Here is a 21,661-nt window from a genome sequence, read left to right as displayed (position 1 = left end):
TCGATCCCCTTTTCGCCCTTGCTAGCGACGCGGCGCGGGGGGGTCAATCAGGCCGGGGGCGTGGTTGCCTCAGGCCGGGCGGGTCCGCCGCGTCTCGGCAAGGATGTTGAGGTAGTTTCCGGCAAAGATCACCGCCGCGCCGGCAAAGATCCAGATGTCCAGCGGTTCCGCGTAAAGAATCATGCCGACGATGGCGATGGTGGGCAGCCGGGCAAAGTCGATCGGCATCACCACCGTTGCGGGCGCGATGGACAGCGCGTTGGTTATGCAGAAATGCGCCAGCAGCCCACCCAGCGCGATCACCACCAGCCACGGCAGGCTGACGGCATCGGGCAGGGCGACATCGCCGTCGAACCCGGCGGCGACGGCCCCGAAAACAAGTTGCATCAGCGTCAGCCAGAACATGATGTTCGCCACGCTGTGACGCCGCGTGAGCTTCTTGGTCAGCATGTTGGTGATGGCAAAGAACAGGGCCGCGCTGGCGGCCGCCAACAGCCCGATGTTCAGCGTCTCGGCGCTGGGGCGGGCGACGATCAGGATGCCGGCGAAGCCGATCAGCGCCGCCAGCGCCCGGGTCGGGGTCAGCCGTTCGCCCAGCACCAGCGGCGACAGCACCACCACCCAGAGCGGCGCGGTGAACTCCAGCGCAAAGACCTGCGCCAGCGGGATCAGGGTGACCGCCAGAAGCCAGAGGTTCTGACCGGCGAAATGCATCAGGTTGCGCCCGGTCTGGGTGCCGAAGTCACGGGTGTTGACTTGTCCCAGCTTGCCGGTCGCCGCCAGAATGACGACCACGATCACGAAGCCCAACAGGCTGCGATACATCATGATTTCAAAGGTATCGTGGGTCTGGCTGACCTCGCGTCCCGAGATCGCCATCGCCGAGAACGACACGATGGCGCCGGTCATCCAGAGCGCGGCAAGCCCGACGCGGGGCGGCGATGTATCCTGCATGTTGCGACCTCTCTTCGGCGCGCACCGAACCGCCAAAGCCGGGGGAGGTCAAGCGGGTATTGGCGCGCCTTGCATGGCGGAAAACGAAAACCCCGGCACTAGGCCGGGGTTTGTCGATGGTCCGTCACTCGCCCTCACTCCCACTCGATAGTGCCCGGCGGCTTCGAGGTCACGTCATAGGTGACACGGTTGATGCCCTTGACCTCGTTGATGATCCGGGTGGCAGTCTCGCCCAGGAACTCGTGGCTGAACGGGTAATAGTCGGCGGTCATGCCGTCGACGCTGGTGACCGCGCGCAGCGCACAGGCGAAATCATAGGTGCGCCCGTCGCCCATCACGCCCACCGTGCGCACCGGCAGGATCGCGACGAAGGCCTGCCAGATCTCGTCGTAAAGGCCGTGCTTGCGGATCTGGTCGATATAGACGGCGTCGGCCTTGCGCAGGATGTCCAGTTTTTCGCGGGTGATCTCGCCGGGGCAACGAATGGCAAGGCCCGGACCCGGGAAGGGGTGACGCCCGATGAAACTCGCCGGCAGGCCCAACTCGTGGCCCAGCGCGCGCACCTCGTCCTTGAACAACTCGCGCAGCGGCTCGACCAGCTTCAGCCCCATCTTTTCTGGCAGTCCGCCGACGTTATGGTGGCTCTTGATGGTGACCGAGGGGCCGCCGTTGAAGCTGACCGATTCGATCACGTCGGGATAAAGCGTGCCTTGCGCCAGGAACTGCGCGCCTTCGATCCCGTCGGCGTATTTCTGGAACACGTCGATGAACAGCTTGCCGATGATCTTGCGCTTGGTTTCGGGGTCCGAAACGCCGTCGAGTTCGCCCAGGAACAACTCCTGCTCCTGCGCGTGGATCACCTGCAGGTTCATGTGATCGCGGAACATGCCCACGACTTCCTCGGCCTCGTTCAGGCGCAACAGCCCGTGGTCGACAAAGACGCAGGTGAGTTGCTCGCCGATCGCCTCGTGCAGCAGCGCGGCGGCGACCGAGCTGTCGACCCCGCCGGACAGGGCACAGATCACCTTGGCGTCGCCGACCTGTTCGCGGATCTTGCGGATCGCCTCTTCGCGGTAGGCGTCCATGGTCCAGTCGCCGGTGAAACCCGCGAGCCGGACGAAGTTTTCATACAGCGTCTTGCCGTTGGGGGTGTGGTGCACCTCGGGGTGGAACTGCACCGCGAAAAAATTGCGCTCCAGATCGGCGGTGATCGCAAAGGGCGCGCCGGGCGAGGTGCCGTAGACCTCGAAACCCGGGGCCAGCGCCGAGACGTGATCGCCGTGGCTCATCCAGACCTGTTCGCGATCCTCGAGGAACCACCCGACCAGCAGGTCGATCCGGGTGTCCGTGGGGGTGACATAGGCGCGGCCGAATTCGGCGGTGTGGGATTCGCCGGCCTCTACCTTGCCGCCCAGGTCCTGCATCATGACCTGTTGGCCATAGCAGATGCCCAGGATCGGCACGCCAAGGTCATAGACCGCTTTCGGCGGCCGGGGCGAGCCTTCGCGCGTTACCGAATCCGGCCCGCCGGAAAAAATCACGGCCTTGGGCGAGAACGTGTCGAGAAAACCCTCGGTCACGTTCTGATAGGGGTGGATTTCGCAATACACGTTCAGCTCGCGCAGGCGGCGCGCGATGAGCTGCGTTACCTGGCTGCCGAAATCGATGATGAGGAGGCGGTCATGCGATGTCTGGGTCATGCAGCGGTCGATAGCGCCGCTTCTTGATTTGCGCAAGTGGCGCCCGCGCATGGTTTCACGCGGGCGCGCCGGAAATCACCATCCGTAGGAGACGCCAGACGCCCAGCCTCGCGAAAGGGGGGCCGATAGGTCGGTGCTCGTTTCTCCGTTGCCGCAGACAAGGGCCCCCGGGCTGCCGCCGTCGTTCAAGCGGTCCCTTGGCGTATCGCACGTCGATTTTTCGGTGAATGGACGTCCATATGTTTTGCGGCAGGCCCGGGATGTCGCTTTTTCCCCTGATGCGCCGTTATCCATGCGGGGCTGCCCCTGTGGCTGCGCTATCAACCGGAACACAACAATCCGGCTGGTCGGGGGATGAAGACATGTCAGAGGCAGGTACACGACGCAGGGCACGGGGCGGTGGGGGCGCGGCCCGCAGGGCCGAGCGGACCGCGGTGCGGATCGAAACCGCGAAATACATCGAGCGCAATATCCCGAATTTCGAGATCCTCACCGAAGAGGCGATGGAGATTATCGAGGCCAACGCCGAAACCGTGCTGGAAGAGATCGGCGTCAACTTCGTCAACAACCCCGCCGCGCTGGAGCGTTGGCGCGCCGCCGGGTCCGAGATCGAGGGCGAACGGGTGCGCATTCCGCGTGGTCTGGCGCGCAAGCTCTGCGCGACCGCGCCGTCACGCTTTACCCAGCACGCTCGCAATCCCGAGAAATCGGTGGAGATCGGCGGCAAGACCTTGGTCTGCGCCCCGGTCTACGGCCCGCCCTTCGTGCGCGATGCCGCTGGCGGGCGCCGCTATGCCACGATGGAGGATTTCCGCAATTTCGTGAAACTGGGCTACATGTCCAAGTACCTGCACCATTCCGGCGGCACGGTCTGCGAACCCACCGATGTCCCGGTGAACAAGCGTCACCTCGACATGTTGCTGGCCCATATGACCCTGAGCGACAAGCCCTTCATGGGATCGGTGACCGATCCGAGCCGCGCGCAGGACAGCGTCGACATGTGCGGGATCCTGTTCGGCAAGGAGTTCGTGCAAGACAACACGGTGATGACCTCGCTGATCAACATCAACTCGCCGATGACCTTCGACGACGTGATGATGGGCGCACTGGAGATCTATGCCGCCAACAACCAGGCCTGCGTGATCTCGCCTTTCATCGTAGGCGGTGCGATGGCGCCGGTCTCGGTCGCGGGCACTCTGACGCAGGTACTGGCCGAGGTTCTGGCCGGCATCGCCTACAGCCAGTTGGTGCGCCCCGGCGCACCGGTGGTATTCGGCGCCTTTGTCACCTCGATCGACATGAACTCCGGCGCGCCGACCTTTGGCACGCCCGAGGCCAGCCAGATCCTCTATGGTGCCGGTCAGTTGGCGCGGCGGCTGGGGCTGCCGTTCCGGTCGGGCGGGGGGCTCTGTGCCTCGAAACTGCCCGACGCGCAGGCGGCTTATGAAACCGCGCATACCCATAACGCGGCACTGCTGGGCGGGGTGAACTTCATGCTGCACGCCTGCGGCTGGCTCGAGGGCGGGCTGGTGTCCTCCTACGAGAAATTCGTGATGGACGCGGATCAGCTGGGCATCCTGCACAAGCTGGCCGAAGGGGTGCCGGTGGACGAGAGCGCCCAGGCGATGGACGCCCTGCGCGAGGTGGGGCCGGGTGGCCATTACCTTGGCTGCGCGCATACCCAGGCGAATTTCAAATCTGCGTTCTGGCGCACCGATCTGCTGGACTACAAGCCGTTCGAGACCTGGGAGGAAGACGGCGCGCGCGACACCCAGGCGCTGGCCTCGGCCCGGGTGGCGCATCTGCTCAACGTCTATCAGCAGCCAGCGCTTGATCCGGCGATCGCCGAGGCGTTGACCGCCTATGTCGCCGCCAAGAAGGAGTCGATGCCCGACGCCTTCATGTAACCGGGGTGAGGTGCGGCGCATCGCGCTGCACATGCAGCAGCTGCGCCTCGCCGACCAGGGCAATCAGAACGTCCAGATGCCGGATCAGCGAATAGCCGGCATCCTGGATGCGTCGCAGCTCCTCGATCTCCTCCTCGATCTCTATCAGGCGGATCAGGGCCGGCGCCGGCTCCGGTAGTCGGCCATAGCCGAGCAGCCGCGGCAAATGCACCGTCCGGCGATAGTCACGCGCCCCGATCCGGGCCGCGCGGACCAAGAGGCGGGGACGCCGGAGACGGGCAATCAGGCTGTGGATGTCTTGCATCGCGGGTCCTTTCCGAGCAGAGGGAAAGGCTCGAGTTTTGCACAACCCAAGCGGGTGTTGCGGGGGCGGATGTGAGCGCGCGCTGCTTTCACTTTTGTTTATCTTTAGGAAACAATGCTTTCCGTTCCGGCGATTTGTTAACCGCTGCGTAACCAAGGTTACCCAACTTTGTGGATAACCCTGGGGATATGAACTGGATGAACTGATCTGCCCTTGAGACGATCTGCTGGCGAAAAGATGAAACATGATCCTCTTCCGCCGGTTCCCACCTGGGTTCCGACCCCCGCGAAACGGTATCTCGACCATACTGTCGCCGGCCGACCGATCCGGGCGCTGGCGCGCGCGGCGGGCTGCCATGCCTCGACCGTCCTGCGCCAGATCCGCCGGGTGGAAACGCGCCGGGATGACCCGCTGGTGGATGCCGCCTTGACGGCATTGGCGGCGGTCTATGCCGGATCGGCGTCGGACCTCGCCGGGCAGGCCGCAGGAAAGGAGGCCGCCGCGATGAACCACGCGCAAATCCCAGCCCCCGAAACCGAGGGGGGCGCGTTCAACAATGAAGCGCTGACCATATTGCGCCGTCTCTGCGAACCCGGCGCCGTGCTGGCCGTCGCCGAGCAGATGGAAAAGGCCGTGGTGGTTCGGGGGGATGCACAGGGGGCGGGAACACGTACCGCCGTTGTCGATGTGGCAGTTGCACAAGCGATGGCGTTGAACGATTGGATCGCCTGTGACGCGCCGGGCCGGATCTGTCGCTATCGGATCACCGGGGTCGGGCGCACCGCGTTGCAGCGGATGCTGGCCCGGTTGGAAAACCGTGCCCGGACCCGGACCGAAACCGGGATGGCCGAGGCACAGGTCCCTTACACCGTGTCCGGAGCCGGCGGATCGGAAGAGGACGCCCAGCCAGGGCGAGGGCGCAACTGTCGCGCCGAAAGCCCGATCCTTTTGCTTGCCCGCCGCAAGGACAAGGATGGTCAGCCGTTCCTCGACACCGGGAAGGTGCGCGCGGGCGAGCGTCTGCGCGAGGATTTTGAACTCGCCCAGATCGGTCCGCGGGTCACCGGAAACTGGGACCGGGTCCTGACCGGCGGCGTTGCCGATGGCAGCACCGGATCAGGCGCCAGTTCCGGTCCGGTCGCCGCGCGCGACCGTGTGCGGCGCGCCCTCGAAGATCTCGGCCCCGGCTTGAGCGATGTTGCGCTGCGGTGCTGCTGCTACATGGAGGGGCTGGAACAGGCCGAGAAACGTCTCGGCTGGTCGGCCCGGTCCGGCAAGATCGTGCTTCGGATCGCGTTGCAACGGCTTCAGGCCCATTATGACCGGCTGTCGGGGCGGGATGCCTTGATCGGTTGAAGGCGAAAAATGCGCAATTCTCACTCATCTTTACCGAAAATTGCCTTGGACGCTTGCAGTCGGCCCAAAAATTAAGCGTTTCATTCTACACGAAAGGAGATCCAGCGTTGACAGGGCGGCACGTGCCCTTACTGTCGGCGCAGATCCAGTTACCGCGTGTGGGGAAGGAAACTTCGCGTGCCCATACTCGGTGCCTTTTGGGGAAGGCGGATTGTTTCAGGAATGGATGTGACCGTGCTGGGACAACGGGGATTCGAATTGTGCGCATGCGTTGCGCCATAAGGGGGATTTATCGAATTGACGCCTTGCGATAAGAGAATCCCATGAAATTTACACTGCGGCAGCTCACCTATTTCAAGGCCCTGACGGAACACCGGAACTTCGGCCGCGCGGCCGAGGTCTGCAACGTGTCGCAACCGGCGCTTTCGGTCCAGATACGCGCACTGGAAGATGTGATGGGCGGGATGCTGGTCGAGCGGCGCGCGCGCGATGTCGTTCTGACCGGGATGGGACGGCAGGTTCTGGCCAAGGCGGACGAGGTGCTGTCGGCCGCCGGTCGGCTGGATCGACTGTCCCGCGATCAGGGCGGCGGGCGCAGCCTGTCTCTGGGGGTGATTCCGACGCTGGCGCCCTACCTGCTGCCAGGTGTTCTGGAGGCGTTGCGCGCTGGTGATCTCTCGCTGACCGTGCAGGTGCGCGAGGCGCGGACCGAGCGGTTGCTTGCCGCACTCGGGGCAGGGGAGTTGGACGCGGTGATCCTGGCGCTCCCGACCGGCACGCGGGGCCTGGTCGAGCAACCGCTGTTCGAGGATCGCTTTTTGCTGGCCGGGTCGCACGCGCGGCTCTCGCGGATGGATGCGACCGGGCAGGTGCTGCGCCCGACCGACCTGCAGCCCTCGCAACTTCTGCTGCTGGAGGATGGGCATTGCCTGACCGATCAGGCGTTGGAGGTCTGCGGCATGGATCGAAACAGCGGCAGCATCGACATGGGCGCCTCGTCTCTGGCCACCCTGTCGCGGCTTGTGGCGGCGGGGTTCGGGCTGACGCTGATGCCGGAACTGGCCGCCGCGGCCGAACGGGCGGCGGCGCCGGAACTGGCGCTGCGCCGCTTCCCTGAGCCCGAGCCCGCGCGTCGCATCGGCCTTGTCCGCCGCGAAAGCACACCGGAAGAGGATTGGTTCGCGCAGCTGGGCCAGATGATCCGCGATGTCGGAGAGGGGTTGATTTCGGCCTTTCGGACCGAAAACGGGCCCGCGCAAGGCGGACCCGTCGATGTCGTTTCAGATGGCAGGGATCAGGCGGCGGCGGATTTTGCGGCCTCGGCCAGGTAATCCTTGACCGTCTCCGGCGAGGACACGCCATAGGGATCTTCGGGGTGGTTGTCGGCCAGCCCGGGCTCTTCGAACCAGGCTTCGATCACGCCATCCTTGACCACGGCGGCATAGCGCCAGGAGCGCAGGCCGAACCCGAGGTTGTCCTTGCGCACCAGCATGCCCATGCGGCGGGTGAACTCGCCCGAGCCATCGGGGATGACCTTGACGTTCTTCAGCTCCTGCGCCTCGGCCCATTTGTTCATGACAAAGCTGTCGTTGACCGACATGCAATAGATCTCGTCGATGCCCAGTTCCTTGAACTCGTCATAGCCCTTCTCGAAACCGGGCAGCTGATAGGTCGAGCAGGTGGGGGTAAAGGCACCGGGCAGCGAGAACAGGATCACGCGCTTGCCGGCAAAGTAATCCTCGGTGGTCTTGTCTTCCCAGCGAAAGGGGTTCGGGCCGCCAACGGATTCGTCACGCACGCGGGTATGGAAGGTCACGTTCGGCAGTTTCATTCCGGCTTTCATATCGGACTCCTGTGAAGACTGGTTTCTCGTCGATTTAAAACGATTCCAGAGTGCCATCAACCGGGGAATGCTGCATTTGCAGCATTCCTTTTTCCGGGGCGCGTCGCTGCGGGAAAAACAGGCTTGCGTTGCAGGTCCGTAGGTGGCGCCATCACCCGCCAGCCCGCGGTACATGGCCGCCATGCGTGACTGGTGGTTTCGTGGCGGCGCAAATATGCTAAGGAACGCCAAACAGACATGATCGAGGCCCCCTCCATGCGTGATCTCAAGATCCCACAGCAGCGCCACCCGGAAAAGGCGCACCGTCCCGACAACGCCCAGCCCAAGAAGCCGGACTGGATCCGGGTCCGGGCGCCGGGCGGCAAGGGCTATGCGGATACCCACAAGATCATGCGCGACAACGGGTTGGTGACGGTCTGCGAAGAGGCCGGCTGCCCCAACGTCGGCGAATGCTGGAACCAGGGCCACGCCACCATGATGATCATGGGCGAGATCTGTACCCGCGGCTGCACCTTCTGCAACATCGCCACCGGGCGGCCCGACACGCTGGATGCGTTCGAACCGGGTCGCGTTGCCCACGCGGTGGAAAAGCTGGGGCTGAACCACGTGGTGATCACCAGCGTCGACCGCGACGACCTTGAGGACGGCGGGGCGGAGCATTTCGCCCAGACCATCCGCGCCGTGCGTCACCGCAGCCCGGCGACCACGATCGAGATCCTGACGCCGGATTTCCTGAAATGCGCCCCCGAGGTGCTCGAGGTGGTGGTCGAGGCAAAACCCGATGTCTTCAACCACAACCTGGAAACCGTGCCCGGCCTCTACCCCGAGGTGCGCCCCGGGGCACGCTATTTCCATTCCCTGCGGCTGCTGCAGCGTGTGAAAGAGCTTGATCCCTCGATCTTCACCAAGTCGGGCATCATGGTCGGGCTTGGCGAGGATGCGCCGCAGGTGCGCCAGGTGATGGACGACATGCGCGCGGCAGATGTCGATTTCCTGACCATCGGGCAATACCTGCAACCGACGCCGAAACACCATGCGGTCAATCGTTTCGTCACTCCCGAGGAGTTCGCGGCCTATGAAAAGGCCGCCTTCGGCAAGGGGTTCCTGATGGTCTCGGCGACGCCGCTCACCCGCTCGTCCTACCACGCCGGCGACGATTTCGCCCGGTTGCGGACCGCGCGAGAGGCCAAGCTGGCGCAGGGCTGAGGCCCGTCAGCGCCGCGTTGCCTGCGCTCCTGTCCCGCTATTGCGCGACTTGTCATCCCCGCGAAAGCGGGGACCTCCGGCCCAAAAGCACGAGGGACAAAGACTCGCACTTACAAGGTCATGGCACAGAAAGCTAAGGCAACGCCTTCACATAGGCCGCCACCGCCGCGCGATCCTCTGCGGTCAATTTTCCAAAGTTCTCCACCACAGCCACCATGTGACCACCGGCGCTGTCATAGTCGGGGGTGAAGCCGGTCTCGAGGTAATAGGCGATCTCGCCGGCGTCCCAGGTCAACCTGTCCGGGGTCAGTGCCGGGATCTCGCCCTTGCCCGAGGGGTTCTGCGCGCCCGACAGCCAGCGGTCGCGGTCGAGGCCGCCCAGCGACCCGCGCGGGGTGTGGCATTCGCCGCAATGGGCCAGCGCCTCGACCAGGTAGCGACCACGTTCAAGCTTTGGATCAAGGTCACCTTCCATGACCCAGTCCTCATTCAGGAAAAGCTTTTTCCAAACCCCGACGCCCCGACGGATCGAGAACGGAAAACTCACCTCATGCGGCTGGCTCGCCGCTTCGCTGGCCGGCAAGGTTTGCCAAAACGCCCAGAGGTCGGCGATGTCTTGGCCGCGCATCTTCGCATAGGCCGTATAGGGAAAGGCCGGGTAATAATGCCGCCCCTCCGGCGACACGCCGCGCCGCAGGGCGCTGGCGAATTGTGCGCCGGTCCAGCCGCCGATCCCCTGCACCGGGTCGGGCGATATGTTGGGCGCGACGAAGGTGCCGAAATCCGAGGCGAACCGCTGCCCGCCGGACAGGATGCGCTTGTCGGTGGCCTCCGGCGCCGCGTGGCACGAGGCACAGCCAGCCGCCAGGAACACCGTCTCGCCCCGCGCCGCGTCACCCTCCAACCCCGTCAGCGCATCGGCGGGCAGGGGGCGGGGCCGTGTCATCCACCACCCCGCCGCCGCGACCAACACGGCGACAAGGATCAACCCGCGAAACACGCGCATCGCTTACTGGGGCGCGCGGTGTTTGTCGTGGCAGGCCTTGCAGGCGCCGCCGAGCTTGCCCATGGCCGGGCCCAGCGCCTCTTGCCCGGTGGCGGCAACCTGCTGCATCCCGGCCGCCGCGTCGCCGAAGGCGCCCCATTTGGCGAGGAAATCGGCGTTCTCGTCCCAGATCGAGGGCATCGCGCGGGTGCCGTCGATGCTCATGTTGTCCGATCCTTCGGGCCAGAGCGGGCCGGGGTCGATATGCGACACCGCCACCAGCGTATCGGCGGCGCGCTGCGCGGCCTCGGCCTGATAGGCGATCTTGCCCTGCGCCATGCCGCCCAGGATGCCGAGGTTCAGCGCCATGATGCGGAACTGGCCCTGCCGGGCCTTGAGGTTGGCGGAATAATCCTGCGCCACGGCCCCCGTGGCGATCAGGGCGGCGGCGGTGGCAAGGGCGAATACCTGTTTTTTCATGACAATCCTCACTATTGGCAATTGGGTTTGCGGTCACTCTATCGTGGCGAGACTGTGCGACAAACCTTTACGTCGGGTTTTCACATCCGCGTGATCCGGGGGCGGTCAGCGGAACGGGCGCATCCGGGGGCCGCCGGGCTGAACGCTCAGCGCTTCGGGCCAGCCGATCCAGTGTTCGACGGCATAAAGCGCAAGGCAGATCCCGATCACGATCAGCACCAGGACTACCCGTTGTTTCGACGGCGGGTGCTGCACCCACTGCCGCATCCGCAACAGCCAGAAGAAATTCACGACGTGAACCGCACCTTGCCGATAAAGGGCAGGTTGCGGTTCCTCTGGGCGAAATCGACGCCATAGCCGACGACGAATTCATCCGGGATCTCGAAGCCGACCCAGTCGGCCTTGATATCCGCCTCGCGCCGCGACGGCTTGTCGAGCAGCGCAATGGTTTTCAGCCGCGCCGGCTTGCGGTTCTGCAGCAGCTTGATGACATGGGACAGGGTAAAGCCGGTATCGACGATATCCTCGACCACCAGCACATCGCGCCCCTCGATGGTCGAGCGCAGGTCCTTCAGGATGCGCACTTCGCGGCTGCTTTCCATGCCGTCACCATATGACGAGGCCTCGATGAAATCGACCTCGATCGGCAGGTCCAGCTCGCGCACAAGGTCGGCGATGAACACGAAGGACCCGCGCAACAGTCCGACCACCACCAGCTTGCTGGTATCGCGGAATTCCTCCGAGATTTCGCGGCTCAGCTCCTCGATCCGCGCCGCGATGGCCTTGGCGGAAATCATTTCGTCGATGACATATGGACGCTCTGTCATGGGTCCCCCTTGAACTTCGCCGCCAAGCATAGGACATGGGGCGCCACTGTCACCCAGGAAACACCGCGTCAGGATGCCGACCCACTCCGAAACCCGCCATTTGCCCTATTCGGCCCGTGAAATGTACGATCTGGTCGCCGATGTGGCCCGTTACCCCGAGTTCCTGCCCTGGACCGCGGCGGCGCGCATCCGCTCGCGCAGGCCCATCACGGGCGAAGAGGAGGGGCAGGGAGAGTTGATGGAGGCCGACCTGGTGATCTCCTTCAAGGTTTTCCGCGAACGCTTTGGCAGCAGGGTCAAGCTCTGGCCCCAGGCGGGGTTGATCGACACCGAGTATCTGGACGGCCCGTTCCGCTACATGAAATCGCAATGGCGGTTCGAAGATCGCGACGGGGGCTGCGACGTGTCGTTCTTCGTCGATTTCGAGTTCAAGAACGCTGTGCTGCAAAAGCTGATCGGCGTGGTGTTCAACGAGGCGATGCAACGAATCGTGCGCGCCTTCGAGGCACGGGCCAAGGCGCTGTACGGTTAAGCGGCGCCCCCGGGGCGGGAAGGGTCAGGACAGCGCCCGAAGCAGCAGCGCCAGCGCGTGATCGCGAGACGCCGCGCGCACATTGGCCCGGCCCAGCGCGCCGAACTCGATGGTTTCGACTTGGGTCTCGTGCCCGGTCATCGCCACCCCGAAACAGACCCGCCCCTCGGGCTTGTGTTCCGACCCGCCGGGGCCGGCGATTCCCGTGATCGAGATGGCCAGATCCGCGGCGGACTGGCGCAAGGCGCCCTGGGCCATCTCGCGCGCCACCTGTTCCGACACCGCGCCATGGGCATCCAGCGTTTCCTGTCGCACCCCCAGCATGTCGCGCTTGGCGCCGTTGGAATAGGTCACGAACCCCCGGTCAACCACGTCGGACGAGCCGGCCACATCGGTCAGCGCGGCGGCGACCATGCCGCCGGTGCAACTTTCGGCGGTGGCGATCCTGACCCCCTTGGCACGGGCGGCGTCAAGCAGCGCGGCAATAGTCATCGCAGCATCACCCCGTGATAAAGCGCGGCGAGGATCACCGTGCAGACCCCGGCAAAGAGGCCGGCCCAGAGATCATCGAGCATCACCCCGGCGGGATCGTGGCGCCGGTCGGCGCGGCCCACCAGCCAGGGCTTCCAGATGTCGAACAGCCGGAACAACAGGAACGCCGCCACCGCGCCGGGCCAGACCATCGGCACGTCGCGCATCCAGAACCCCATGGCGGGGAACAGCAGGGCCAGCCACTGGCCTGCCACCTCGTCGATCACGATCTCCGATGGATCGTCGCCCGGACGGTCGCGCAACTCGGCGCCGATGGTATAGAACCCCAGCGCCGTCACCGCGACGAAGGCGACGACAAGCGGCACGAAGCCCAGCCAATGCTCGATTGCCCAGCCCAGCAGGACCGCCACGAGGGACCCCCAGGTGCCCGGTGCCGGGCGCAGCAGGCCGACGAATCCGAAGGTATTGATCGCACGCAACATGGTTTACCCTCCGATCAGCGCGGCGGTGGCCAGCGCCGCGATGCCTTCGCCCCGGCCGGTAAAGCCCAGCCGCTCCGAGGTGGTGGCCTTGACCGAGATCCGGTCGGCCGGGATGTCCAGGATATCCGCCAGGCGGTCGGCCATCGCCTCGGCATGGGGGCCGATCTTGGGCTGCTCACAGACCAGCGTGCAGTCGACGTTCGATATCTGAAACCCCATCTGTCGCGCCAGATCGCCTGCGTGGCGCAGGAAGATGGCGCTGTCGGCGCCTTTCCACTGCGGGTCCGAAGGGGGGAAGTGGCGCCCGATATCGCCCTGCGCCAGCGCGCCATAGATCGCATCGGTGATCGCGTGCATGCCCACATCTGCATCCGAATGCCCCTGAAGGCCGCGCTCATGCGGCACAAGAACCCCGCAAAGCGTCACGTGATCGCCCGGTCCGAACCGATGCACGTCGTATCCGTTGCCCAGTCTTACATCCATGTCCTGCCTCAATATGCGTTCGGCCCGGGCGAAATCCTCGGGCCGGGTGATTTTCAGGTTGTCAGCCTCGCCCGGCACGATGGCCACCCGCAGCCCGGCGGCGCGGGCGACCTCCACGTCATCCGCAGCGCCCCCGGGATGTGCCGCGTGGGCGGCGCGGATCGCGTCCAGGTGAAACCCCTGCGGTGTCTGCGCCGCGAACAGGCCGGTGCGATCACGGGTGCCGGTCACCGCCCCTTCGACCCCGGTCCAGAGCGCGTCGGTTACCGCAAGTCCGGGCGCGGCGGCGGGGGCCGTGTCCAGCGCCGCGATCACCGCCGCGATCAACGTTTGTGAGATGCAGGGGCGCGCGATGTCATGGATCAGCACGCGGTCCACGTCGGCCCCCTCCAGCGCTGCCAGCCCGTTGCGCACTGACGCCGCGCGGTCGGCGCCGCCGGCGACCGGGGTCACGTCGGGATCATCGGCAAACTCGGCCCAGGCCGCGCGGTCTTCGGGCGAAAGGACCAGGATGATCGGGCCGATTCCCGGGGCCGCGCGAAAGGCGTCGAGGGTCCAGTCCGCCACCCGCCGCCCGGCGAGGGGCCGCCACTGTTTGGGGGTGCCGCCGCCGGCCCGTTGACCGCGCCCGGCCGCAACCAGTATGGCCGCTGTGCTCATCAAACCGCTCCGACTTTCGGCGCCCGGCGGGGCGCGCGGTTCTGTGTATGCGGTGATGCGGGGCGAGGCAATTGCCCGAGAATGTGTGCGTAAAAAATAGGCATGTGGTGTTTTGTTGGGCTTTGAGGGCGCGCGTTTGATTGTTAACCGGACCGAATTTCCCTAGATAGTCGTTAACTGCACAAGGATTGGGCGTTTGACCATTCATCTGAAAACTCTGGCGCTGACGCCTCCGGTGGCCCTGGCGCCGATGGCCGGAATCACCGACCGGCCCTTTCGCGATCTGGTCCGCCGGTTCGGCGCCGGGTTGGTGGTGAGCGAGATGGTCGCAAGCCAGGAAATGGTTCAGGCCAAGCCCGGCGTGCGCGAACGGGCCGAACTGGGCATGGACGTGGAGAACACCGCAGTGCAACTGGCCGGGCGCGAGGCGCATTGGATGGCCGAGGCGGCCCGCCAGGTCGCCGACCGGGGCGCGGCGATGATCGACATCAACATGGGCTGTCCGGCCAAGAAGGTCACCAGCGCCAGCGGGGCAGGGGCCAGCGGCTCGGCCCTGATGAAGGATATCGACCATGCGCTGACGCTGATCGAGGCCGTCGTCGGCGCGGTCGACGTTCCGGTGACGCTCAAGACGCGGCTGGGATGGGACGACGACATGCGCAACGCCCCCGAGCTGGCCCGGCGCGCCGAGGCGGCAGGGGTTGTGATGATCACCATCCATGGCCGCACCCGGTGCCAGTTTTACAAGGGTGTCGCCGATTGGGCCGCGATCGCCGAGGTGAAACACTCCGTCGACATCCCGGTTCTGGCCAACGGGGATATCCGCGGCCCGGCCGACGCGCGGCGTGCGCTGGCCCAGTCCGGCGCCGATGGGGTGATGGTCGGACGCGGCGTGCAGGGCCGGCCCTGGCTGCTGGCCGAGATCGCCCATGACATCTGGGGGACACCCGCGCCTCAGGTGCCCCGGGGGGCCGCCTTGGCGGATCTGGTCGCCGGTCACTACGAGGCGATGCTCGGGTTCTACGGCGCAGACCTTGGGCTGCGCGTGGCGCGCAAGCATCTGGGTTGGTACATGGACGAGGTCGGAACTGGGCCCGGCCTGCGCCGCGCGGTGCTGACCGCGCGCGATCCGGCGGCGGTGCTGCAGCTGTTGCCCGAGGCGCTGACCCCGCCCGCCACAACGGCAAAGGTGGCGGCATGACCTCCGACCAAACGATCTGGAGCTCGCTCCCGGTGCCTGCCATCCTGATCGGGGAGGACGACCGCATCCTTGACGTCAACACCGCCGCCGAGGGGTTCTTCAACGCCTCGAGCAAATCGGTGGTCGGCACGCCGGTCTGGGACCAGGTCGCCATCGATGCGCCGATCGAGGATGCCTTTGCCCGCGCCCGGGACAAGGGAACACCGCTTTTCGTCAACGATATCGACGTCGGCACCGGCAACCGCGCGCCTTTGCAATGCGGGCTGCAGATCGCGCCGCTATCGGGCCATCCGGGGCAGATGATCATGATGATCTCGCCACGGGAACTGGCCGCACGGATGACCCGCAACCATTCGGTGCATTCGGCGGCGCAATCGGCAATCGGCATGGCCGAGATGCTGGCGCATGAGATCAAGAACCCGCTGGCCGGGATCACCGGGGCGGCGCAACTGCTGAGCATGAACCTCAGCCAGGAGGATCTCGAGCTGACCGATCTGATCGTCGCCGAGAGTCGCCGGATCGTGAAGCTGCTGGAGCAGGTCGAACAGTTCGGCAATCTCAGCCCGCCGGACATGAAACCGGTGAACATCCACGACGTGCTGGATCGCGCGCGCCGCTCGGCGCTGCTGGGATTCGGCGCGCACATGAAGATCATCGAGGATTACGATCCCTCGCTGCCGCTGGCCTGGGGCGATCCGGACCAGTTGCTGCAAGTGGTGCTGAACCTGGTCAAGAACGCCTCCGAGGCGGCCGATACCAGGGGCGGGACGATCCGGCTGCATACCTATTTCGAACATTCCTTCCGGCTGCGGCGGGCCGACGGTTCGGGCCGGTCGCTGCCGCTGCAGGTCGAGATCATAGACGACGGTCCCGGCCTGCCCGAGGATATCCGGGGCGACATCTTCGACCCCTTCGTGTCCGGGCGTGAGAACGGCACCGGACTCGGGCTGGCGCTGGTCAGCAAGATCGTCTCTGACCATGGCGGATGGATTTCCGTGACCTCTGTGCCCGGACGCACGGTATTTCGCTTGTCGCTGGCCCGGGTGCCGCGCGACCAAGATAGCAAGGAGAACGGTTGATGGATGGCACGGTTCTGGTCGCAGATGACGACCGCACGATCCGAACGGTCCTGACCCAGGCGCTGACGCGCGCCGGGTGCAAGGTACATGCGACCAGCTCGCTGACCACGCTGATGCGCTGGGTCGGAGAGGGCAAGGGTGACGTGGTGATTTCCGACGTGGTCATGCCCGACGGCAACGGGTTGGAGATGCTGCCCAAGATCTCGCAGGATCGTCCCGGTCTTCCGGTGATCGTGATCTCGGCGCAGAACACCATCATGACGGCGATCCAGGCGGCCGAGGCCGAAGCCTATGACTACCTGCCCAAGCCCTTCGATCTGCCCGACCTGATGAAGCGGACCGCCCGCGCGCTGGAACAAAAGCGGCGCGCGCCCTCCGAACAGGACCAGCCGGAAGAGGCCGATCGCCCCGACGAATTGCCCCTGGTCGGGCGGACCCCGGCGATGCAGGCGCTCTATCGCCTGGTGGCGCGGGTCATGAACACCGATCTGCCGGTGCTGATCACCGGCGAGAGCGGCACCGGGAAATCGCTGATCGCGCGGGCGATCCATGATTTCTCGGACCGGCGCACGCTGCCCTTCGTGACCGTCTCGGGCGCCGACCTGCAAGAACTTGAAGGCCCGGCGCGCGTGCTGGCGCGGGTCAAGGGCGGCACGCTCCTGGTCGACGAGATCGGCGACCTGGAGGAAGAGGTGCAGGCGCGTATCGTGCGGATGATGGACGCGCCCGGCGATCACGTGCCGCGCTTCATGGCCACCAGCCAGGGCAATGCGACCAAGGCGATGGAAGAGGGACGGCTGCGCCAGGATCTTTATTACCGGCTGAGCGGCACCAACATCCACGTGCCGGCGCTGCGCGAACGGGTCGATGACATCCCGCTCCTGGCCGAACACTTCCTCACCCGGACCGAACGCGACGGGGCGCCGAAACGCTATCTCGGCGAAGAGGCCGAGGCGCTGGTGCGGGCCTATTCCTGGCCCGGCAACGTGCGCCAACTGGAAAACGCGGTGCGGCGGCTGGTCCTGACCGGGCGGGCCGAGGAAATCTCCCGCTCGGAGGTCGAGGCAGTGCTGGGCCGCCAACCCGAGATGGAGCCGGTGCTGGACAACGGCGGGTCGGAAAAGCTGAGCGCCTCGGTCGCCCGTCACCTGCAACGCTATTTCGATCTGCATGGCGACATGCTGCCGCCGCCGGGGCTCTATGCGCGAATCCTGCGCGAGGTCGAAATGCCGCTGATCGAGATCGCCCTCGAGGCGACCGGCGGAAACCAGGCAAAATGTGCGGAATTACTGGGAATTAACCGCAATACCCTGCGCAAGAAGATCACCGATCTCGATATAGAGGTGACACGCCGCCGCAAATTGATGTAAAAAGGCCACAGAACCGTGGCGGTCCGGTGCCAGTACTGATTTGGCGCCGGAATAGACCACGACATTTGGCGGTCAGCCGCGCAAGCGGCACACATTGATGAGGGCAGCAGGTGACAAGCCGGTCACAATACGGGCTGTTTCCAGCAGTAAACAGGTGGCGGCGCACACGGCGCGCCCGCAATATCGGCACGCTTGGGCTGGTGTTGCTGGGTCCAGCGCTGGCGCTGGCCACTTTCATGGTGCTGGGGCCGTTCGATCTGAATGCCTCGGCGCCGGGGCTGCGGGTCATCCTGCTGGCCGATCTCGTCTATGTTCTGGTGGTTGCGGCCCTGGTTCTGGGCCAGCTTGGCCGGCTGATCGCGGCGCGACGGGCGAAATCGGCGGGTTCCCGCCTGCACCTGCGGCTGATCGGTGTTTTCACCTTCCTGGCGCTGCTGCCGACCGTGATCGTCGCGGTCTTTGCGATGCTGACCCTGAATATCGGGCTGGAGGGCTGGTTCTCGGACCGGGTGCGGCAGGTGGTCGGCACCTCGCTCTCGGCGGCGGAGGCCTATGAACAGGAACACCGAGAGGATCTGGAGGAAGACGCCCGCGCGCTGGCCCGTTTCCTCGACAAAAGCCGCGCGGTGGCCTTTTTCATCAACGATGCCGAGTTGCGGCAGATGTTGGCGCAGGGACAGGGCCAGATCCAGCGCGGGCTGCGAGAGGCCTATGTGATCGACGGCACCGGAGAGATCCGGGCGCGCGGAGAACGGTCCTACCTTTTCGATTTCGACCGGCCCACCGACGAACAGATCGCCGAGGCCAGCAAGACCGGGATGGTGATCATCCAGGACTGGGACAACAACGAGTTTCGGGCGCTGGTGCGGCTGAATGCCTTTGTCGACCGGTTCCTTTATGTCAGCCGCGAAGTCGATGGCGGGATCCTGAACCTTCTCGACGACACCAAGCAGACCGTGGTCCTCTATCAACAACTCGAGAGCGACCGGGGCCGGGTCCTATTCGAATTCGGGCTGCTTTATATCGGCTTCGCGGTGATCCTGATCCTTGCGGCGGTCTGGCTGGGCCTGTGGTTCGCCGAACGGCTGTCGCGTCCGGTGGGGCGGCTGACGACCGCGGCGCAACGGGTGGGAACCGGCGACCTCGACGTCCAGGTGGTCGAGGAAGAGGGCGACGACGAGATCGCCATGCTGGGCCGCTACTTCAACCAGATGACGCGCCAGTTGAAGGGCCAGCGCCAGACCCTGTTGGACAATACGCGCCAGATCGAAGCGCGACGGCGGCTGTTCGATTCCGTGCTCAGTTCGGTGACCTCGGGCGTTGTCGGCCTTGACCCGGAGGGGCGGGTGACCTTCGTCAACCGGTCCGCCGAGCGGCTGCTGGGATGGTCGGGCGGCGAAACCGCGCTGGCGCTGGAGGTGGCGGTGCCCGAGTTCGGGCCGCTGTTCGACAGTGTGAAGGTCTCCAGAACGGGCACTGCGCAGGGCGAGGTCAAGGTATCGCGGGAGGGTCGGCTGGAGCACCTTCTGGTCCGCCTTGCGACTCGCTCGGGCGAGGATGGCGGGCTGGAGGGCTATGTGGTCGCCTTCGACGACGTGACCGATCTGGTCAGCGCCCAACGCCTGGCCGCTTGGGGCGACGTCGCCCGGCGCATCGCCCATGAGATCAAGAACCCGCTGACTCCGATCAAGCTCAGCGCCGAGCGGATCAAGCGCAAGTTCGCCCCCCGGTTGGGCGAGGAGGACAGCGACGCGCTCGAATCCATGACCGACGTGATCGTGCGCCAGACCAACGATTTGCACCGTATCGTCAACGAGTTCTCCAAGTTCGCCCGCATGCCCGAGCCGGAACGGCACAGCGAGGACTTGGTGAAACTGGTGGCCGATGCGGTCCTGTTGCAGCGAACCGGGCAACCCGATGTCGCGCTCAAGTCCGACCTTCCCGAGGGGCCGGTCATGTCCGAGGTGGACGCGACCATGCTGTCGCAGGCCCTGACCAACCTGATCAAGAACGCCGGCGAGGCGATCGAAAGCCTTGAAAAGCGCGGTGCGCCCGAGGGGTTCGCGCCGGAAATCCGCGTCCGTCTGGCGCAAACGCAAGAGGGCAGCGAGATCACCATCGCCGACAACGGAATCGGCCTGCCCGAGGATCGCGCGCGGCTGTTCGAACCCTACGTCACCACCCGGGACGAGGGCACCGGACTGGGCCTGCCCATCGTCAAGAAGATCATCGAGGAACATGGCGGCAACCTGACACTGCAGGATGCGCCGGTCTTCGAGGGGCAGGTCCATTTCGGTGCCATGGCCGTGATCCGCCTTCCGGCGGCGATGGCCACCGCCGGATCCGCCCAGACGCGCCCGCCGAACAGAAAACAAAAGTTTATAGCAGGTATGACATGAGTGATATTCTGATTGTTGACGACGAACGCGACATCCGCGAACTGATCTCCGATATTCTCGAGGACGAGGGGTTTGCCACCCGGCGGGCCGGCAATTCCGACGAGTGCATGGCGGCGATCAACACCGAGGCGCCGGCGCTTCTGATCCTCGACATCTGGCTCAAGGACAGCCGGATGGACGGGATCGACATCCTCAAGACGGTCAAGCGCGACAACCCGGACGTGCCGGTGGTGATCATCTCCGGGCATGGCAACATCGAGATCGCGGTCGCGGCGATCAAGCAGGGCGCCTATGATTTCATCGAGAAACCGTTCAACATCGACCAGTTGATGGTGGTAATCCGCCGGGCGATGGAAACCTCGCGCCTGCGGCGCGAGAACAGCGCGCTGAAACGCCGCGAGGTGACCAGCGCCGAGATGATCGGTCAAAGTGCCGCCTTCCGCACCCTGCAGGGCCAGCTCGACAAGGTGACCAAGTCGAACGGGCGGGTGATGCTGAGCGGGCCGGCCGGCTCCGGCAAGGAGATCGCCGCGCGCTATATCCACGCCAATTCCAGCCGCGCCAATGCCCCCTTTGTCAGCGTCAACTGCGCCTCGATCGCGCCCGAGCGCATGGAAGAGGTGCTGTTCGGGCGCGAGACCGCGGAGCGCGGAGTCGAACCCGGTCTGCTGGAAGAGGCCCATGGCGGCGTGATCTTCTTCGACGAGGTCGCGGACATGCCCCAGGGCACCCAGTCCAAGATCCTGCGAGTCCTGGTGGACCAGCAGTTCCAGAGGGTCGGCGGCACCGATAAGGTCCGGGTCGACCTGCGGGTGATATCCAGCACAAACCGCAACCTCGAAGAGGAAATCGACGAGGGCCGCTTTCGCCAGGAACTGTTCCACCGGCTCAACGTGGTTCCGATTGCGGTGCCCTCGCTGGAGGACCGCCGCGAGGACATCCCGGTGCTGGCGGCGCATTTCATCGAGAGCTGTCATGCCAGCCAGGGGCTGCCCCGCCGCGAACTCACCGAGGAGGCGATCGCGCTGATGCAGACCATGGTCTGGCCCGGCAACGTGCGGCAACTCAAGAACCTGATCGAACGGGTGTTGATCCTCGGCGATGGAACCGGCCCGATCGAGGCGAGCGAGCTTCCCGGCGACGATGACAAACCCGCCGACGATGGCCGCGTCGTGCTGTCGGGCGCGCTGGCCACGCTGCCGCTGCGCGAGGCGCGCGAAGCCTTCGAGCGCGAATACCTGCTGACCCAGATCAACCGGTTCGGCGGCAACATCAGCCGCACCGCCAGTTTCGTCGGCATGGAGCGCAGCGCCCTGCACCGGAAACTGAAATCGCTGGGCGTGGTCACCTCGCAGAAATCCGGCGCGCGGGTGGCGCGGGTCGACGAGGCGGCAGAGTAGC

Annotated in this window: 21 protein-coding genes; 10 read left to right on the top strand and 11 right to left on the bottom strand. The window is 65.4% G+C overall.

All coding sequences use genetic code 11. The features are described from left to right. Nucleotides 1-69 precede the first annotated feature (69 nt). Together ABWV23_RS00885 and guaA are read right to left on the bottom strand one after the other, a co-directional pair. A complete protein-coding gene (locus ABWV23_RS00885; RefSeq protein WP_353343957.1) occupies nt 70-954 on the bottom strand; it encodes a DMT family transporter in 885 nt (294 codons plus the stop codon). 134 nt (nt 955-1,088) lie between these two features. Further along, complete coding sequence (gene guaA, locus ABWV23_RS00880) at nt 1,089-2,654, bottom strand: glutamine-hydrolyzing GMP synthase (RefSeq protein ID WP_353343955.1); 1,566 nt, start codon at nt 2,652-2,654, stop codon at nt 1,089-1,091. A 362-nt stretch (nt 2,655-3,016) separates the two neighbouring features. Here guaA and ABWV23_RS00875 point away from each other — a divergent pair, with 362 nt between their 5' ends. After that, nucleotides 3,017-4,561, top strand: a complete 1,545-nt coding sequence (locus tag ABWV23_RS00875; protein ID WP_353343953.1) for a trimethylamine methyltransferase family protein — start codon at nt 3,017-3,019, stop codon at nt 4,559-4,561. Here ABWV23_RS00875 and ABWV23_RS00870 read toward each other — a convergent pair. Next, entirely contained in the window at nt 4,554-4,865 is a 312-nt protein-coding gene (locus tag ABWV23_RS00870) for a DUF6477 family protein (protein ID WP_353343951.1), read from the bottom strand. The genes ABWV23_RS00875 and ABWV23_RS00870 overlap by 8 nt on opposite strands. Nucleotides 4,866-5,102: 237 nt before the next feature. Between ABWV23_RS00870 and ABWV23_RS00865 the strand changes: the two genes are divergently transcribed. Together ABWV23_RS00865 and ABWV23_RS00860 are read left to right on the top strand one after the other, a co-directional pair. Next, nucleotides 5,103-6,221, top strand: a complete 1,119-nt coding sequence (locus tag ABWV23_RS00865; protein ID WP_353343949.1) for a DUF6456 domain-containing protein — start codon at nt 5,103-5,105, stop codon at nt 6,219-6,221. A gap of 323 nt (nt 6,222-6,544) precedes the next feature. Then, nucleotides 6,545-7,552, top strand: coding sequence for a LysR substrate-binding domain-containing protein (locus ABWV23_RS00860; RefSeq protein WP_353343947.1), 1,008 nt, complete (start codon nt 6,545-6,547; stop codon nt 7,550-7,552). Here the strand turns inward: ABWV23_RS00860 and ABWV23_RS00855 are convergent. Next, nucleotides 7,516-8,064: a peroxiredoxin gene (locus ABWV23_RS00855; RefSeq protein ID WP_353343945.1), complete on the bottom strand. Its 549-nt coding sequence runs from the start codon at nt 8,062-8,064 to the stop codon at nt 7,516-7,518. The two genes, ABWV23_RS00860 and ABWV23_RS00855, sit on opposite strands and share 37 nt — an antisense overlap. Nucleotides 8,065-8,319: 255 nt before the next feature. Here ABWV23_RS00855 and lipA point away from each other — a divergent pair, with 255 nt between their 5' ends. Next, nucleotides 8,320-9,270 (top strand): lipoyl synthase, encoded by a 951-nt coding sequence (lipA, locus tag ABWV23_RS00850; RefSeq protein ID WP_353344644.1) that lies wholly within the window; start codon nt 8,320-8,322, stop codon nt 9,268-9,270. 133 nt (nt 9,271-9,403) lie between these two features. Here lipA and ABWV23_RS00845 read toward each other — a convergent pair whose 3' ends face one another. From ABWV23_RS00845 to hpt, 4 genes are all read right to left on the bottom strand, one after another. Continuing rightward, a complete protein-coding gene (locus ABWV23_RS00845) occupies nt 9,404-10,276 on the bottom strand; it encodes a cytochrome c (protein WP_353343943.1) in 873 nt (290 codons plus the stop codon). A 3-nt stretch (nt 10,277-10,279) separates the two neighbouring features. Continuing rightward, nucleotides 10,280-10,735 carry a c-type cytochrome gene (locus ABWV23_RS00840; RefSeq protein WP_353343941.1) on the bottom strand — a complete coding sequence of 152 codons (456 nt, stop codon included), beginning with the start codon at nt 10,733-10,735 and terminating at the stop codon, nt 10,280-10,282. A 105-nt stretch (nt 10,736-10,840) separates the two neighbouring features. After that, complete coding sequence (locus tag ABWV23_RS00835; protein ID WP_353343939.1) at nt 10,841-11,026, bottom strand: hypothetical protein; 186 nt, start codon at nt 11,024-11,026, stop codon at nt 10,841-10,843. Further along, a complete protein-coding gene (gene hpt, locus ABWV23_RS00830) occupies nt 11,023-11,562 on the bottom strand; it encodes a hypoxanthine phosphoribosyltransferase (protein ID WP_353343937.1) in 540 nt (179 codons plus the stop codon). Before hpt ends, ABWV23_RS00835 begins: the two co-directional genes overlap by 4 nt. A gap of 73 nt (nt 11,563-11,635) precedes the next feature. Between hpt and ABWV23_RS00825 the strand changes: the two genes are divergently transcribed. Next, on the top strand, nt 11,636-12,094 hold the full coding sequence (locus ABWV23_RS00825) for a type II toxin-antitoxin system RatA family toxin (protein ID WP_353343935.1): 459 nt from the start codon (nt 11,636-11,638) through the stop codon (nt 12,092-12,094). A 24-nt stretch (nt 12,095-12,118) separates the two neighbouring features. Here the strand turns inward: ABWV23_RS00825 and ABWV23_RS00820 are convergent, their stop codons facing one another. Genes ABWV23_RS00820 through ABWV23_RS00810 form a run of 3 tightly spaced genes read right to left on the bottom strand, consistent with a single transcriptional unit; the run spans nt 12,119 to nt 14,211 of the window. Beyond that, nucleotides 12,119-12,586, bottom strand: a complete 468-nt coding sequence (locus ABWV23_RS00820; RefSeq protein ID WP_353343933.1) for a CinA family protein — start codon at nt 12,584-12,586, stop codon at nt 12,119-12,121. After that, entirely contained in the window at nt 12,583-13,068 is a 486-nt protein-coding gene (locus tag ABWV23_RS00815; RefSeq protein ID WP_353343931.1) for a phosphatidylglycerophosphatase A family protein, read from the bottom strand. The genes ABWV23_RS00820 and ABWV23_RS00815 overlap by 4 nt, the downstream gene beginning before the upstream one ends. A 3-nt stretch (nt 13,069-13,071) precedes the next feature. Further along, nucleotides 13,072-14,211, bottom strand: coding sequence for a bifunctional 2-C-methyl-D-erythritol 4-phosphate cytidylyltransferase/2-C-methyl-D-erythritol 2,4-cyclodiphosphate synthase (locus ABWV23_RS00810; RefSeq protein ID WP_353343929.1), 1,140 nt, complete (start codon nt 14,209-14,211; stop codon nt 13,072-13,074). A gap of 250 nt (nt 14,212-14,461) precedes the next feature. Here ABWV23_RS00810 and dusB point away from each other — a divergent pair, with 250 nt between their 5' ends. From dusB to ntrX, 5 genes are all read left to right on the top strand, one after another. Next, nucleotides 14,462-15,412 (top strand): tRNA dihydrouridine synthase DusB, encoded by a 951-nt coding sequence (gene dusB / locus ABWV23_RS00805; protein WP_502901581.1) that lies wholly within the window; start codon nt 14,462-14,464, stop codon nt 15,410-15,412. After that, on the top strand, nt 15,409-16,491 hold the full coding sequence (locus ABWV23_RS00800) for a two-component system sensor histidine kinase NtrB (protein ID WP_353343925.1): 1,083 nt from the start codon (nt 15,409-15,411) through the stop codon (nt 16,489-16,491). The genes dusB and ABWV23_RS00800 overlap by 4 nt, the downstream gene beginning before the upstream one ends. After that, on the top strand, nt 16,491-17,861 hold the full coding sequence (locus ABWV23_RS00795) for a response regulator (protein ID WP_353343923.1): 1,371 nt from the start codon (nt 16,491-16,493) through the stop codon (nt 17,859-17,861). Before ABWV23_RS00800 ends, ABWV23_RS00795 begins: the two co-directional genes overlap by 1 nt. Before the next feature lie 110 nt (nt 17,862-17,971). Next, complete coding sequence (locus tag ABWV23_RS00790; RefSeq protein WP_353343921.1) at nt 17,972-20,260, top strand: sensor histidine kinase NtrY-like; 2,289 nt, start codon at nt 17,972-17,974, stop codon at nt 20,258-20,260. Continuing rightward, entirely contained in the window at nt 20,257-21,660 is a 1,404-nt protein-coding gene (ntrX, locus tag ABWV23_RS00785) for a nitrogen assimilation response regulator NtrX (RefSeq protein ID WP_353343919.1), read from the top strand. The genes ABWV23_RS00790 and ntrX overlap by 4 nt, the downstream gene beginning before the upstream one ends. The last annotated feature ends 1 nt before the right edge of the window (nt 21,661 follow it).

It is taken from the genome of Aquicoccus sp. SU-CL01552, assembly GCF_040365005.1.
Lineage (GTDB): Bacteria > Pseudomonadota > Alphaproteobacteria > Rhodobacterales > Rhodobacteraceae > Antarcticimicrobium.
The sequence above is the reverse complement of the archived record's forward strand: the minus strand, read 5'-3'. Positions and strand labels throughout refer to the sequence as shown.